The organism is Allobosea sp. FBZP-16, assembly GCF_002831785.1.
Taxonomy (GTDB): Bacteria; Pseudomonadota; Alphaproteobacteria; order Rhizobiales; family Beijerinckiaceae; genus Allobosea; species Allobosea lupini.
This window is the reverse complement of record NZ_LNCQ01000029.1, coordinates 158,656-173,606: the sequence shown is the minus strand read 5'-3', so window position 1 is coordinate 173,606 and position 14,951 is coordinate 158,656. Positions and strand designations below refer to the sequence as shown.

At 66.0% G+C, this 14,951-nt stretch carries 13 protein-coding genes; 5 read left to right on the top strand and 8 right to left on the bottom strand.

All coding sequences use genetic code 11. From position 1 onward, the window contains the following. Positions 1-11: 11 nt before the first annotated feature. The 4 genes from CXY91_RS15545 to CXY91_RS15530 form a co-directional block, all read right to left on the bottom strand. Positions 12-1,370, bottom strand: coding sequence for a TRAP transporter large permease (locus tag CXY91_RS15545; protein WP_100962234.1), 1,359 nt, complete (start codon positions 1,368-1,370; stop codon positions 12-14). Continuing rightward, positions 1,367-1,996 (bottom strand): TRAP transporter small permease subunit, encoded by a 630-nt coding sequence (locus CXY91_RS15540; protein ID WP_100962233.1) that lies wholly within the window; start codon positions 1,994-1,996, stop codon positions 1,367-1,369. The genes CXY91_RS15545 and CXY91_RS15540 overlap by 4 nt, the downstream gene beginning before the upstream one ends. A gap of 5 nt (positions 1,997-2,001) precedes the next feature. After that, entirely contained in the window at positions 2,002-3,066 is a 1,065-nt protein-coding gene (locus tag CXY91_RS15535; protein WP_158673436.1) for a TRAP transporter substrate-binding protein, read from the bottom strand. Positions 3,067-3,211: 145 nt separating this feature from the next. Further along, entirely contained in the window at positions 3,212-4,192 is a 981-nt protein-coding gene (locus CXY91_RS15530; protein ID WP_158673435.1) for a LysR family transcriptional regulator, read from the bottom strand. Positions 4,193-4,798: 606 nt separating this feature from the next. On the opposite strand from CXY91_RS15530, the gene CXY91_RS15520 reads away from it, so the two are divergent. The 5 genes from CXY91_RS15520 to CXY91_RS15500 all read left to right on the top strand — a co-directional run bounded on the left by CXY91_RS15520 (position 4,799) and on the right by CXY91_RS15500 (position 11,164). Then, a complete protein-coding gene (locus CXY91_RS15520; protein ID WP_158673434.1) occupies positions 4,799-5,902 on the top strand; it encodes an ROK family protein in 1,104 nt (367 codons plus the stop codon). 12 nt (positions 5,903-5,914) lie between these two features. After that, positions 5,915-7,480: an ABC transporter substrate-binding protein gene (locus CXY91_RS15515; RefSeq protein ID WP_100962230.1), complete on the top strand. Its 1,566-nt coding sequence runs from the start codon at positions 5,915-5,917 to the stop codon at positions 7,478-7,480. A gap of 155 nt (positions 7,481-7,635) precedes the next feature. Beyond that, a complete protein-coding gene (locus CXY91_RS15510; protein WP_158673433.1) occupies positions 7,636-9,078 on the top strand; it encodes a carboxylesterase/lipase family protein in 1,443 nt (480 codons plus the stop codon). A gap of 275 nt (positions 9,079-9,353) precedes the next feature. Beyond that, positions 9,354-10,364 carry an ornithine cyclodeaminase family protein gene (locus CXY91_RS15505; protein ID WP_100962228.1) on the top strand — a complete coding sequence of 337 codons (1,011 nt, stop codon included), beginning with the start codon at positions 9,354-9,356 and terminating at the stop codon, positions 10,362-10,364. Beyond that, complete coding sequence (locus tag CXY91_RS15500; protein ID WP_158673432.1) at positions 10,361-11,164, top strand: phosphate/phosphite/phosphonate ABC transporter substrate-binding protein; 804 nt, start codon at positions 10,361-10,363, stop codon at positions 11,162-11,164. Before CXY91_RS15505 ends, CXY91_RS15500 begins: the two co-directional genes overlap by 4 nt. 20 nt (positions 11,165-11,184) lie before the next feature. On the opposite strand, the gene CXY91_RS15495 is transcribed toward CXY91_RS15500, so the two are convergent. From CXY91_RS15495 to CXY91_RS15480, 4 genes are read right to left on the bottom strand one after another with little or no spacing between them, the layout of a single operon-like run. Continuing rightward, positions 11,185-12,138 (bottom strand): ABC transporter ATP-binding protein, encoded by a 954-nt coding sequence (locus tag CXY91_RS15495; RefSeq protein WP_100962226.1) that lies wholly within the window; start codon positions 12,136-12,138, stop codon positions 11,185-11,187. Continuing rightward, positions 12,135-12,770, bottom strand: coding sequence for an ABC transporter permease (locus CXY91_RS15490; RefSeq protein WP_100962225.1), 636 nt, complete (start codon positions 12,768-12,770; stop codon positions 12,135-12,137). Before CXY91_RS15490 ends, CXY91_RS15495 begins: the two co-directional genes overlap by 4 nt. Beyond that, entirely contained in the window at positions 12,770-13,399 is a 630-nt protein-coding gene (locus CXY91_RS15485; protein WP_100962224.1) for an ABC transporter permease, read from the bottom strand. Before CXY91_RS15485 ends, CXY91_RS15490 begins: the two co-directional genes overlap by 1 nt. Continuing rightward, entirely contained in the window at positions 13,396-14,943 is a 1,548-nt protein-coding gene (locus tag CXY91_RS15480; protein WP_282569383.1) for an HAL/PAL/TAL family ammonia-lyase, read from the bottom strand. Before CXY91_RS15480 ends, CXY91_RS15485 begins: the two co-directional genes overlap by 4 nt. Between the last annotated feature and the right edge of the window lie 8 nt (positions 14,944-14,951).

Here is a 14,951-nt window from a genome sequence, read left to right as displayed (position 1 = left end):
AGTTCGCGGGCTCAGCGCATCAGGGCCGGCAGCCACAGTGCCGTCTCCGGCCAGAGCAGCAGCACGCCGACCGCCAGGAGATAGGCGAAGAGGAAGGGCATCACGCCGGCGAAGACGTCGGTGATCGGCCCGCCTTTGGGTCGCATGCCCTGGAGGACATACATCACAGTGCCGTCCGGCGGGCTGATCTGCGCGATCTCGACCAGCATGGTGACGATCACGCCGAACCAGATCGGATCGTAGCCGAGCCCGACGACGATGGGGAAAACCACCGGCACCGTCGTGATGATCATGGAGAAGCCTTCCATGAAGGTGCCGAGCGCGAAATACATGCCGATGATCGCGAGCATGATCGCCCAGGGCGGGATCGGCAGATGCGCGATCATCTCGGCGACCGCCTGCGGCACGTTGATCAGCGTCAGCACGTAGTTGAGCAGATAGGCGCCCATGATGATGAGGCCGAGCAGCGCCGTGTTGCGCGCCGTCGTCAGGGCCGAGGCGTGCAGCATGGCGAGGGAGAAGCGACGCTCGATCACCGCGAAGACGGCGGACCCGACGACGCCGAGCGCGGCGGCCTCCGTGGGCGTGGCGAAGCCGGCATAGATCGAACCGAGCACGAGCACGATCAGGACGAGCGTCGGCACGAGATCCCACAGCGCCCTGATCTTGGTCATCAACGGGACCGGCGGAGGCTTCTCCATCGGATGGCGCAGGCCATGCGCCACGATGATCGCGATGAAGAAGGCCGTGACGATGACGCTGGGAATGATCGCTGCGATATAGAGCGCGCCGACAGACGTCTCGGTGATCAGGCCGTAGACGATGAAGGTGATGCCCGGCGGAATCAGATTGCCCATGGCGCCGCCGGCGGCGAGCGAACCTAGCACCATGCGCTGGTTGTATTTCGTGCCCTCGAAATAGGGCAGCGCGACCGATCCCATCGTCGCGGCGGTGGCGACCGACGAGCCGGAGATCGCGGAGAACAGCGCGCAGGAGGCGATGTTGGTGTGTAGCAGCCCGCCCGGCATCCGGTTCAGCCAGACGTTGAGCGCCTTGTAGAGGCGCTCGGACAGGCCCGCCCGCAGCAGGATCTCGCCCATCAGCAGGAAGAGTGGCACCGCGATCAGCACGAAATTGCTGGACGGTCCCCAGAAAGTCTGGCCGGCGAAGGCCCAGAACGGCCTGTCCGAGAACATGAAGCCGGTGAGCAAGGCGAGGATGCCGAGCACGGCCGCGACATGCACGCCCGCGCCGAAGAACACGGCAAAGATCGCGACGAGCGCCAGGATTTCCGCGACGGGGAGCGCCTGGGCTCCGGCCGCGAAGACCACGACGCCCATCATGACGAGGAGGAAGGCGACCGCGATCATGCGCCGGTCTCCCGGCGCGCCATGGCGACGGCTTCGAGCGCTTCCTCGGCCTCGTCGTCGATGCTGCGCGAGCCGAGCAGCGCGGCGATCTCGTCATAGCGACCGCAGAACAGCCCGAGCAAGGCTTCCAGCAGCAGGGTCGCGATCATCACCAGGAAGGCACCGAGCCCGAAAGCCCATATGCCCTGCGGCCATGCCATCGGAATGTGCAGGGCGCTGTTGTCATGGGCGTCGAACATCACGGATTCATCCAGAAGCTGCCACCCTGCCCAGGCGAGAAAGGCGGCGAAAAGTCCGAGCAGAACGAGCGCGAAGAGATGCAGGAACGCGCGGATCTTCACCGGCATCCGGTTGATCAGCACGTCGACCCTGATATGCGCCCGCTCCGCCAGCGTATGCGCCAGCGACCAGGAGATGCCGCAGGCGAGCATGTAGCCGCTGATCTCGACGGTGGCGGCGCTGGACACACCGAAGAAGGAGCGGCCGACGATGTCGGTGGTGATGAAGAGCGCGCAGAGCACGTAGTTCCAGCCCGCCGCATAGGCCATCCAGCTGGCTGCCCCCTCGATCATCCGGCGCAGTGTCCGGGCGATCCGCAGCGCAGCCGGGGCGTCGGCCCCGGCCACAGGGCTCAAGGCTTGAACTCCACCTTGGAGATCGGGGCGATGACGTCGTTGTAGACCGTGCCGCAACGCGCGCCGCAGCGCTTGACGAAGCCAGGCAGCACCGTGCTCTGCATGATCTGCCGCACCAGCGCCTTGTCGGCCTCGGTCGCTTTGACCTCGGTCATCGGCTTGGCGGCGAGCGAGTGGATCTTGCAGGCGTCCTTTGCCCCGATATTGCAGTCGATGCCATCGCGCGTTGCAGCGTCGCCGAGCTTCCAAAGCGCATCGGTCATGTCGGCGAAGGTCTTCTCCAGCAGGCCCTTGGTGCCGGCATCGAGCTTGTTCCACCAGGCGAGGTTGACCATGTAGCCGGCGACCGCCCAGGAGAGCGGCAGGTCGGAGATGTGGCTCGCCACTTCCGGCCAGCGCGCTGCCGCGCCCGAACCCGTGCCGGTGACGGCACAGTCGACGACACCGCGTTCCAAGGCGCTGTAGACCTCCGGGAAGCCGATCGAGACCGGCTGGCCGCCGATGGTCTGGACGAGATCGACCAGCGAGTTGCCGAAGGTGCGGATCTTGCGGCCCTTGAGATCGGACAGGCTGGCGAAGGGCTGGCGGCAGAACAGCACCTGCGCCGGGAACGGATAGGTGACGACGAGGCGGGTGTTGAAGCGCTCGAGTTCCTTGTTAGCGACGGGCAACATTGCATCGGCGATCTTGCGGGCCATGCCGATGTCGGGGCTCAGGCCCGAAAGGTCGATGCCGTCTAGCAGCGGTACGTCGCCCGACAATGTCGAGAGCGTGCCCGCGCCGATATCGACCTGACCGGAGCGGACGAGGCGGACGATCTCGTTGCCGCCGAGATTGCGCTCGCTGTGGGAGCTGAGCTGGACGGTGATCTGCCCGTTGGACGCTTTCGGCAGGCCCTCGCGGAGAAACGGAACGTCGACGAGCGTGAACTGGGCGCTGGTCGGCAGCGGCTGCGTCACCGCCGAGATGGTCTGCTTCGGGATCGGCGCCTGCGCGGACGCGACACCGGATGCGGCCAGTGCTGCAAGCAGCGCCGTGCCGGCCGTAATGCACTTGATCATCGCTTTGAGCCTCGGTTGTTCGTGTTCCCCTTGGTGGCCCTCGCGTTGCGGCTGTTTCCTCCGTCCGCCGTGATCGACGGCTTCTATCGTTTCTCGACACTCCTTCTGACGTCTTTTCCTGCGACAGGCCTTTGGCCGCCGGCCTTCAGGGCTGAAATTCAAGGCGATCGGGCGCCCGCTGTCGAATTGTGTTTTTGGATCGGGCCGATCGGGATTCCTGATCGGGCCGCGCCTCGTGTTCGAGCACCCTGCCGATTTGGCAGGCATGGCGCGCGACCAGCGCCGCGAGGAAATTGTTCGATTTTCGCAGATATGAGATCTGGAAGCCGTTGGGGGGCAACGTCACCCCTTCGACCGAAAGCCGCCGCAGGCGCCCGCAAGCTAGATCCTCCCGCACGAGCGCCAGCGGTAGGATGCAGCTTCCCATACCGTCGAGGGCCATGCGGGTCATGATCGTCAGCGAGGCGCTGCCCCAGAGGCGGACTTGCTCGCGCCCCTCTCCCCCGAGCGCGCGCTTGATCTCCTCCGCCAGCGGGCTGCCATGAGAGAAGCTGATGATTGGCCACTGTGCCAGCCGAGCCAGCGTCAGCGGCTCATCGCCCAGCGGCAGCTCCGGGCTCGCAACCCAGCCGAGCGGCAGGTGACACAGGCGCTGATTGACCGCGCGCGGATCGGCGACAGGGCCAACCTGCATGCCGACATCGATCTGCCCCCGCAGCAGATGCTCGGTCAGGACGTTCGTCGTATCGACGATCATGTCGACCACGAGGTCGGGATAGCTGGTGTTGATGACCTCGATCAGCCGCGGCATCAGGCTGTGCACCAGCGTCTCGGCCACGCCGAGCCGCAGCACGCCGCGCACCGCATCGGCCCGCGAGACGACGGTGCGCGCCTCCGTCATCGTCGCGAGGATACGCTCGGCGTATTCGAGAAGGACGGTGCCTTCGCGGGTCAGCGTGCTGCGCTTCAGAGGCGGGCCAAACAGCGTCACGCCGAAATGCTGCTCGAGCTGGTCGATGCGGGCGGAGATTGAGGGCTGCGTCGTGTTGAGTTGGGCGGCGGCGGCCCGGAATCCGCCCAGCCGCGCCACCCACACGAAGGTCTCCAGGCATTTCAGATCGTTCAAACGCCGCTCCGTCGCCCCAACACTGTCATGCGCACCGAAGACCTCGGACGAACGCGGCCGCCGGAACGAGCGAGATCTGCGATATGTCGGCACCGTTATGCAGGATCCGGCAAGCATCAACCGTGCCGCTGCTGAATCAGACGGCCGCAATGGCCTTTGCGGTCTTCGGGCCCTTGAACTTGGCTGAGCGCCAAGACCGCTGTTCATCCCATCATCGCCATGTCTGCTTCCTGGCCATCGACCAGAGTCGGCTTCTGGCGCCGGGGGGACGAGCCCGGTCGATGGCGATGCGCCTCGGTCACGCTGAGATGGAAAGCCCGTAGACGCTGGCAACTTGCCCGGACGAGTTATCGGCGCGTTTGGTGCAACCGGGACCAACCAGCGCGGCTGACCAAGCTATTCCCGAGCCTTTGGCGATTGCTCTGAACTGACAGGGCGATGGCGGACACCGTCTGACATGTTGACAGGCCTGCCGCCTCGGGTCAGGATTATTACATAAAGTAAAAATAGGAGGGCGGGGACGTGGGAGCACCAAGAAGTCGGCGGGAGACGCGATCAGCGATCCTGCGCCATCTCTGGTGCACCGGCGGCTCATTTCGTCCGGCTTTGTCCAGCAAAACGGGCCTTACGGATGCGAGCATCTCGCGTATCGTCGCGGACCTGAAAGCCGAGAATCTGATCCAGGAGACGAGACTTACGGCGCCCTATCAAGGCGGACCGAGCGCATTTCTAACTCTTAGCAAAGATCGCCATGTCGGCGCGGTCGAGTTTTCCAGCGGCCGGGTGCATGTCGGCGTCGGATCGCTGACCGGCGAGATCCGTTTCTCCGAATGGTTGGATCTGCGCGACGATGCCGACCTCGAAACCGTCAGGGCTACCTATCGCCGCGCCCTGCACCAACTCACTGACTATGTTCATCGGGCTGGGATTCAGCTTCGCCAGATTGCGGTATCGATCCCGGGCTATCACGAGGATCTCCGGATCAACCCGATCATCGCCATTGATCCGGCGAACATCCTCGCGGATATCCAGACGGCACAGCCGGGCGTTGCGCTGCTCGCCGCCAATTCGATCATGACTCGCGCCGTCGCCCACCAGCTGAAACTGGGCGTCGCCCTTGCCGATGGCCCCTATCTCTACGTCTTCGTCGGTCACGGCGTTGCCGCGGCTCTGATTGACGACTTCGCCGCGAGCGGCGACGTCTCGCCCTGCGAGATCGGCCATATGGTGCTTGATCCGCGCGGGCCTCGCTGCCGGTGCGGCCATTCGGGTTGCCTCGAGGCCTATGTCTCGACGGCGGCCGTCGCGCAGGCCATCGGCGTACGCGAGCAGGATCTGCTGTCGATGGGCGGGCGGCAGGCGGGCCGGCTCAAGCTGTCGGCGCGCGGCCGTGGCGACCTCGCGACACGCCTGGTCAGATTGGGGCACGCGCTTGGCAATGCCCTGAACTTCACGCCGGTCCGGCGCGTGGTGGTGGCCGGCTGGCCGGCCGAGCTCGGCGATCAGGCGCATGGCGCGGTGCTCGGCGGGATCGACGCCAGCCTGTTCGGCGGGGCGACGACGGTGAACCTCGCCTTCTCAAACGCGGAATTGGGACGAGAACCCGCCGCCGGCCTGGCGCTCGCCACCTACGCCTACCTGCAACGGGGTGCGATGCGAGCAGAGGAGCTGGCCGCCGACATCGTCACAGACAACCCAGCCCAACGATAAAGGGGAGGAATCATGGATATCAGAGCAATTGCGGCAGCGCTTCTGGGTGGTGCCATGCTCGTCGCCGCCGGGCCGGTCAAAGCCGAGAGCGTGCTCAAGGTCAAGCCGTCTGGGGACGTCAAGATTCTGGATCCGATGCTCGGCTCGGATTCGATGGCCCGCAATTTCGGCTACATGATCTACGACACGCTGTTCGCGGTCGACGACAAACTGGCGATCAAGCCGCAGATGGTCGAGGCCTGGGAGACGTCGGCGGACGGCAAGGTCTGGACCTTCGTGCTTCGCGGCGGGCTCACCTTCAGCGACGGCCAGCCCCTGACGGCGGACGACGTGATCGCCTCGCTGAAGCGCTGGAGCGTCAATGACAGCCTTGGACAGCAACTCAACCAGCGCGGCGCCGCCTGGCAGGCGGTGGATGCCAGGACGTTCCGCCTGACGCTGACATCGCCTTGGGGAATGGTGCTCGATGCTCTCGGCAAGCCTGGCGCTCCGGTGCCGTTCATCATGCCCGCACGCATCGCCTCGACAACGCCACCCAACCAGCCTGTCACCGACCACACCGGCTCCGGACCCTTCGTCTTCAAGAAGGACGAATGGATGGCAGGCGCGCGACTGGTTTTCACCAAGAACCCCGCCTATGTCCCGCGCGCCGAGGCGCCCGCCGGATTCTCTGGCGGCAAGGTCGCCAAGGTCGACCGCGTCGAATGGCTGATCATTCCGGACCAGCAGACGGCGCTCAACGCGCTGATGAAGGGCGAGATCGACATCAGCGAGGAGCTGTCCGGCGATCTCATCCCTCTCGCCAGGAAGTCGAAGGAGATCGTGCTCGCACGCCAGGACGAGATCGGCGTGGCCCAGCAGATCCGGATCAACTCGATCCAGCCGCCGTTCGACAACCCGAAGCTGCGGCAGGCCCTGCTCCACGCTGTGGACGGTGCGGATTTCCTCGCCGCCGTTATCGATGATCCAGACCTCGGCAGACCATGCCGCTCCTTCTATGTCTGCTCGTCGCCCTATTTCACCGAGGCCGGATTCCCCAAATTCGACCTCGCCAAAGCCAAGGCACTCGTAAGGGAAGCCGGCTATGACGGAACGCCGGTGGTGCTGCTCGATGCTGCCGAGAACCCCAACATCCATGCCTTCACGACGGTCGCCGACGAACTGCTGAAGAGCATCGGCTTCAAGACCGATCTGCAGGCGATGGACTGGGCAACGGTCGTCGCCCGTCGGGCCAGCAAAGAGCCGGTCGGCAAGGGTGGCTGGTCCATCTTCATCTCGGGCCCCGGCGGCCTCGACATGATGGAGCCGGTAAGCCATCTCGGCCTGCGCTCGAATTGCGAGAAGGCCTGGTTCGGCTGGCCCTGCGATGCGGAGATCGAGACGATGCGCACAGCCTTCGCCGACCTTTCCGACAAGGAGCAACGGCAGGCGCTTGCAGCGAAGATCCAGGCCCGCGCCGCGGAGACCGTGCCTTATGTGCCGATCGGCGTGCAGTACCAGATCCGCGCCCATCGGGCGAACCTGACCGGGCTGCTCACGCCCCCGGCGCCCGTCTATTGGAACATCACACGCCGGTGACTGAGCGACGGCTGCACGTGCCGCCGCTCCCGGCTCTGCCCGCGTAGCCGACGCGATCGCGGGCGCTCCGACCGGAGCCGGACCCGTTATCCTCGAGACCGTACCTGATGTTCCACAATGCGTCCCGCAACGCGGCGCTGAACGAGCCCATCATCGTGGACACGCCTTTTGGGCGGCTGCGTGGTATGCGCATGGGCGACCTCCTGTGCTTCAAGGGCGTTCCCTACGCCGCCCCGCCGGTCGGCGCGCTGCGCTTCCGCCCGCCACAGCCGCTACCGCCATGGGTTGGAACGCGCGAGGCGCTGGGTTTTGCGCCGGTCGCGCCGCAACCGGCTGATCCGGGCTTCTATGCCGGTGATCCCGACGCCATGCCGCGGGTCTCGGCAAGCGAGGATTGTCTGTACCTCAACGTGTGGACGCCGGCGGCAGCCGGACCTCATCCGGTGCTCGTCTGGCTCCATGGCGGCAGCCAGATCGTCGGCGGCACCAGCCGCCCGGTCTATGACGGCGCAGCCTTCGCGCGTGCCGGCATCACATGCGTTACGGTCGGCCATCGGCTCGGGCTGCTCGGGTTTCTCGAAGGCGGGCGCATCTTCGGCGAGCGTTTCCGCGGCAGCGGCAACAACGCGTTGCGCGACGTCGTGGCGGCGCTGTGCTGGGTTCGGCAGGCGATCGCTGCCTTTGGCGGCGATCCCGGTCGGGTCACGATCGGCGGCGAGTCGGCCGGGGCAAAGAATGTCGCCGCGCTTCTGGCTGCGCCGTCGGCGACAGGCCTTTTCCATGCGGCGTTTTCGAGCTCCGGCGGCGGCGACACGATCCATGCGCTGGATGATGCGGACGCGGTCGCCGGGCGCGCCCTGGCGCTCGCGGGCGGCGACCGACAGCGTCTCCTGACGATGCCGGTTGCCGACCTCATCGCCCTGCAGGCGCAGCTGCGCGGCGAAGAGGTGCGGCGGCAGCCTTTTCGGGCCGTGCTGGACGGCGCATTCCTGCCCGAGACGCCGCAGGGACTGCTACCCCGCCAGCCGGTTCCGCTGCTGATCGGCACCGCCCGCGATGAGATGGCCGCCTTTTTCGGCAGCCTCCAGGGCGGAAGCGCGATAGCGCCGCAAGACTGGGACGCCCGACAGCTGACGCATCTGCTGCCCAGCCTCATGGCGGAAGCGGAAGCGCGTGCCTTGCGCGTCTGGCCTGCCCTGCCTGCAGACACTCGCCGCCAGCGGCTGCTGACGGCGGAGGAATACGAATGGCCCTCGATCCGATTGGCCGAAGCTCATGCCGCGGCCGGAGGGCCGAGCTGGGTCTACCGCAATGACCGCCCCCTTGCCACCGGCCCTTTCGCCGGCCTCGCGCCTCATGTCGCCGATCTCGGCCTCATCTGGAACCAGCCGGGGCCGTATGGCACGCCAACCGCACTCGGCGGCAGCAATATGCACGACGCCGTGGCGACCTTCGTCCGGACCGGATCCGCTCCCTGGACGCAATACGATGCCGAGAGGCGAGCGACGCAGGTCTTCGGCCTTGGCGGCAGCGCGCAGCTTCAGATGGACCCGTCAGAGGACCTGCGCCGCTTGTTTGATGGCTTGTTCCATCGTTAGCGACCGGTCTCCCGGCTCCTTCAAATCCGGAACGTCAGCCTTCAGGCAAGGTCCCAACGTCCGTTAATGGCGGGATCGGGCCATCCAAGAGAGAATGAAAAAGCCCGCAGTCTCAAGCATTGCAATTCGGTGGACGGCAACGACCGCCAGAACTGGTCCAATGACGACTTGGGCGCTAATTCTCGGCTCGCCGAGAGCTTGCTGGCAGCACGCGATAACGGGTATCAGGTTGGTATACTCAGACGCTGAGGCCCAGAAGCCGGAGCCACGACCGGATGACCCATGCTCCGCTCTATATCGATTATCTGAATGCGCTGGACGTCGAAGCTCTGGCGCTGACCGACGCCGAGATCATCGCCGCCGTCGAGGCCGGACTTTCCGCGCAAGGCCGCAAGCAGACCGAGATCGAACCGCGTGTGCACTTGATGCCGAAGGCCGGCGCCGACGGCCATTTCAACGTGCTGCGCGGCGCCTTTCGAGCGCCGATCGAGCGGGCTGGCGTCAAGGTCATCGGCGACTTTGTCGACAACTACAAGCTTGGCCTGCCCTCCGAGATGGGCCTGCTTCTGCTGATGGACCCGATGACCGGTGTCCCGACAGCCATCGTCGATGGCAGCCACCTCACCGATATGCGTACCGGCGCGATCACCGCGATCGGCGCGAAATATCTCGCGTCCAAGAACTCCAGGGTGCTCGGCCATATCGGCGCGCGCGGCACGGCCTACTGGAATGTCCGCCTGCTCGATTCTCTGTTCGATTTCGATGAGATCCGGGTGCATTCACGCCGGCCCGAAAGCCGCGAGGCCTTTGGCGCGAAGCTCTCCGCCGATCTCGGCAAGAAGATCGTCGTGACCGAGGACTGGCAGAGTTGCGTCGAGGGCGCAGACATCGTCGTCGAGGCCTCGCGCTTGAGCGAGCCGGCCCCGATGCTGAAGACGAACTGGATCAAGCCGGGCGCCTTCGTCGTGCCTTATGGCACGATGAGCGCGGTCGAGCTGTCGCTGACCGACATCATGAGCAAGCTCGTGGTCGATGACTGGGGCCAGTGCAAGAGCGGCCCTTTCGGATCGCTGCGCGCCCATGTCGAGGCCGGAAAGCTCTCGGAGGAAACCATGCACGCCGAGATGGGCGAAATCGTCGCGGGCTTGAAACCCGGCCGCGAGCGAGAGGATGAGACGATCCTGTTCTGGCATCGCGGCCTCTCGCTCTCGGATATCGCGCTGGGCCATTTCATGCTGGAGAAGGCGAAGACCATGGGCCTCGGCCAGCGGCTGCGCTACGCGTGAACCTCGTTGCTAGCGCGCGCATGTATGCCGTCGATGCTGCGACGAGCGCCGCGTGGTCAGCCCTGTTTTCCCGGATCGCGGCGCTGAGCGGCGTTCCGCTCGACATCATCGCCCATGCCGCACCGGCGCCGCTCGAAGATCTCTGGCGACGCGACGATCTGGGCCTCACCTTCATGTGCGGTTACCCGTTTGCAAGCGGTCCTTTCAGCGTGAGGCCGGTCGCCGCACCCGTTCCGGTCTCCGGCGATGGCATGCCGTTTTACGCGACGCATCTGGTCGTCAGGGCCAGCAGCGACATAGCGACCCTGCAGGACAGTTTCGGCCACCGCATCGGCTGGACGGTGGCGCATTCGCAATCGGGCTTCAACGCCATCCGGACGCATCTGCTAGGCGATTGGCGTGAACGCGGACTGCTTTATGGTGAGAGCATCGGCCCGCTGCTGACGCCGCATCGCGTCGTGGAGGCGTTGCTCGCTGAGCGGATCGATATCGGCCCACTCGATTCCTATTTCTACGATCTGTTGCTGGTGGCCGAACCCGAGACGGCGGCACGCCTGCGCATCGTTGCGACGACGACACCCAGGCCGATGCCGCTGCTGGTCGCCTCGCAAGCGGTCGAGAACGAGGTGGTCGCGAGCTTGCAGCAGGCCCTGCTGGCCATCGCCGACGATCCGGCCGGACGCGAAATCCTGGCGCATCTGCGGCTGACGGGCTTCCAGGTGGTCGAGGCGGAAAGCTATCGGATACTGGTCCGCGAGGCGCAGGCTGCGGACGCTGCGGGCTACATGCAGCCCGGGTGACAGGCCGCTCTTGGTGACCATCAGGAGACGGCAGTCCCGGCGCCTCTGGCCCTGATCGCTGCCAGCGTGATCCGGCCGAGCGGCTGACCATCCTCACTCAGGATGGTCGCGGCTTCGCGGCCTTCGGCGAGCAGGGCCGACAGGACGGAACGCATGGAAAGGCTTCCGGGCAGGCTGAAGCCATCGCTCGCGCCACCGGGCTCGACGGCATCCGCCGCCCGCACCAACGAGAGCCGACGCAGTGCCCGGTCGGCGCCCACGAAATCGGCGACGAATTCGTTGGCGGGTGCGGCGAGTATTCCGTCGGGCGTATCGTATTGCACGAGCTTGCCGTCGCGCATGATCGCGACGACGTCGCCCATATGGATCGCCTCGTCGATGTCGTGCGTCACCAGGATGACGGTTTTGCTCAGCCGCTTCAGGATGCTGAGGAATTCCTCCTGCAGCCGCCCCCGCACGATCGGATCGACTGCGCCGAAGGGCTCGTCCATCAGCATCACCGGCGGGTCGGCTGCGAGTGCGCGGGCCACCCCGATGCGCTGGCGCTGTCCGCCCGAGAGATGGCGTGGATAGCGTGAAAGATAGAGTTTTGGATCCAGCCCGACCAGATCAAGCATCTCTTCGCTGCGGGCCTTGATCCGCGCGACATCCCAGCCAAGCAGCTTCGGCACTGTCGCGACGTTCTGCGCGATCGTCATGTGGGGGAATAAGCCGATCTGCTGGATGACGTAACCGATGTGGCGGCGCAGCTCGACCGGATCGGCCTTGGTCACATCCCTCTCACCGACGAAGATGCGTCCCGATGTCGGCTCGATCAGCCGGTTGACCATGCGCATCGTCGTGGTCTTGCCGCAGCCCGATGGCCCGATCAGCACGCAGACCTGCCCTTTCTCGATCGTCAGGTCGAGCGCATCGACGGCCGGGCGTGCGACGCCGGAAAAGACCTTGGTCACGGCTTCCAGGCGGATCGTCATGCTGCACCCATCCGCAGTTGCCGTGTCAGAAGTCGCTCGACCGCGGCAAAACCGACCTCGACGACGAGCGCCAGGGCCGCGACCGCGACCGCCCCCGCGACGAGCTGCGGGAAGTTGAAATTCGCCATGCCGGCCGTGATGAGCTCGCCTAGCCCTCCACCTCCGATGAAGGCCGCGAGAGTCGCGGCCGAAACGATCTGTACGGCAGCCGTGCGGATGCCAGCGAAGATCACCGGCAGCGCCAGAGGGATTTCGATTTTCATCATCACCTGGCGATCGGAAAAGCCCTGGCCGCGCGCAGCTTCGACGATGTCGGCGTCGACCTGGGTAAGGCCGGTATAGGTATTGAGCAGCAGCGCCGGCAGGCCATAGAGCGTCAACGCCACCACGGAGGGCAGGAAGCCCGTGCCGAGCAGCGGCAGCATGATCACGAGCAGAGCCAGCGAGGGCACCGTTCGCAGAATGTTGACGATCGCGATGGCCGCATTGGCGAGGCCCCGTTGACGAGTCAGGACGAGGCCCAGCGGCAGCGCGATCAGCAGAACGGCCACCAGCGCGATGCCGCTGAGCCAGAGATGGTTCTGCAACGCCACGACGAAGATCTGGGGATTGGCGGCGATCCATCCGGCCATCAGGCGTGCTCCGCCTGGTTCGCGCGCATCCAGTTCTCGACCCGGCGCAAGCTCTCGTCGCAGAAGATGGCGAGCGCCGAGGTCACCACCGCGCCAACCACGACCTTCTCGCCGAAATCCTGGGTGATGCCTTGGAAAATGATATCGCCGAGCCCGCCCGCATTGATGAACGCGGCCACCGTCGCGACCGAGACTTGCGTGACCACCGCGATGCGGACGCCAGCGATGATCACCGGCAGCGCCAGCGGCAGCTCGATGGCGAACAGCCGGCGCCAGCTGCCATAACCCATGCCGTTGGCGGCATCGAGGATATCCGGAGAGATTTCGCGCAAGCCGGTCGCCACGTTGCGGATAATGATCAGCAGCGCATAGGCGACGAGCGCGACAATCGCCGGCCAGAAGCCAAGGCCGAGATAGGGGATCAGGAGAGCGAAGATCGCCAGAGCCGGCACAGTGTAGAGCGCCCCCGAAACCAGTAGCACGACGAGCGCAAAGCGCGGGCGCCTTGCCGAAAGCACACCGAGCGGCACGCCGATCACAAGCGCGATCAGCAGGCCGACGCCGACGAGCTGGATGTGCTCCCACAGCGCCAGCAGCAACCGGTCGTAGTTCTCGATCGCCCAGGTCACGGGGCGACACCGCTGCCGGCCGCGATGTCTGTCGGCATGAGATCGCCAGCCTCGATCGCGCGCGCCAGCGCCTCGTATTCACGGCCCATCGGCCGATCGTCGCCGAGGCGCGGAACGAGACTGCGCACAAACGCATGCACGGCACCGGTGCCGCTCCCTAGCCTGATCGGGCCGCGCAGGTCGACGGCTTCTGCCGCCACGACCAATTCGATCGCAGCCAATCGCGTCAGGCGCCTGGCGATGGCATGCGTCTTCTCGACGATACGCGGCGTCATCGGCGCATAATCCTCGACGCCGTCGGCAACCGGCAGCGTCAGTGCCCCCAGCGGCAAGGCGAGATGCCGGATTTCGGCTTCCAGCGCGGAGGCCGTCTTCTGGCTCGTCGCAAAACCGGAATGCGACCCGCCATGTCGGGTGAGGAAGCGAGGCAGGTCGCTGGCCGCCGGCGACATCAGCTTCACGATCCGCGCCGCCGAGATCGCTGCCACATGCGACATGGCGAGGCCCGCGGCTTCGAGCGTCAGCGCCAGCTCTGTGGTGTCAAAATTGACGCTGGAGAGCATCGCATCGCGCTCGATCAAAACCATCGGGCTGTCAGGTGCGCTCGCCAGCTCCGCCTCGACGGCCAGCCGCACGGCGGAACTGGCGCGGGCGGCGTGACCCGCGACCGGAGCGAGGCAGCGGAACGACAGTGGATCCTGCACCCGCCGAGCCGCGCCAGGCGCCCAGAGATCACTGCCGGCGAGCACGGCCGTCAGTTGCCTGACGCCTTCGGCATGGCCCGACGTTCCGCGCAACCGATCGAGCTCGGCATCAAGCGGTGAGAGATTGGCACGAAAGGCTTCAAGCGACAGGGCGCCTGCGAGCAAAGCGGAATCGAGGGCTCGCTGCATGTCGGCGACCGCCAGCGCTGCCAGGCCGATGCTCTGGGCGTTGGCATTGAGGAGAGCAAGACCGTCCTTAGGGCCGAGTGCCGGCAGGGCGATGCCAGCTGCGGCCAGCGCGTCGCCGCCGGGCATCGTGCGGCCCCCGATCTGCGCCTCGCCGGCACCGACGAGCGGCAGGAATGCCTGCGCCAGCGGCGACAGGTCGGCCTCGCCGAGCGAGCCGATCCGTCGCACGACCGGATGAACGCCGGCGTTGAGCATAGCGGCGATAGCCTCGGCCAAATCGGGCGAAATCCCTGAGGTGCCATGGCAGATCGCAGCGAGTCTCGCCGCCAGCATTGCCCGAACCTCCTCCGTCGTCATGATATCGCCGACGCCGACCGCCCGCGCCTGAATCGCGCGCCCCTGGAAGGCCAGGATCGCCTCGTCGGCAAGTCGGGTGTCGACGGCCGCGCCGAGCCCGGTGGTCAGGCCATAGACGGTGTCGCCGCGTGCGAGAGCGCGCATGACCACCGCCCGCGCCGCTTCCAGTCGCGGGCGGACCGACCCGTGCAGCCGAGCCGGCGTCATGTCCCGTGCAATGGCGACAATGGCCTCGATCCCGACTGCGCCTTGGCCCAGGACGACGTTCCCGTCAGGTATCTTCGCTGCCCGCACCGGCGCGG

What these genes read in the sequence shown, in the direction of transcription:
- CXY91_RS15490 (WP_100962225.1), bottom strand. Translation starts at nt 12,770, where the DNA reads ATGGCCGGATGGATCGCCGCCAATCCCCAGATCTTCGTCGTGGCGTTG.
- CXY91_RS15495 (WP_100962226.1), bottom strand. Translation starts at nt 12,138, where the DNA reads ATGACGATCCGCCTGGAAGCCGTGACCAAGGTCTTTTCCGGCGTCGCA.
- CXY91_RS15545 (WP_100962234.1), bottom strand. Translation starts at nt 1,370, where the DNA reads ATGATCGCGGTCGCCTTCCTCCTCGTCATGATGGGCGTCGTGGTCTTC.
- CXY91_RS15505 (WP_100962228.1), top strand. Translation starts at nt 9,354, where the DNA reads ATGACCCATGCTCCGCTCTATATCGATTATCTGAATGCGCTGGACGTC.
- CXY91_RS15535 (WP_158673436.1), bottom strand. Translation starts at nt 3,066, where the DNA reads ATGATCAAGTGCATTACGGCCGGCACGGCGCTGCTTGCAGCACTGGCC.
- CXY91_RS15515 (WP_100962230.1), top strand. Translation starts at nt 5,915, where the DNA reads ATGGATATCAGAGCAATTGCGGCAGCGCTTCTGGGTGGTGCCATGCTC.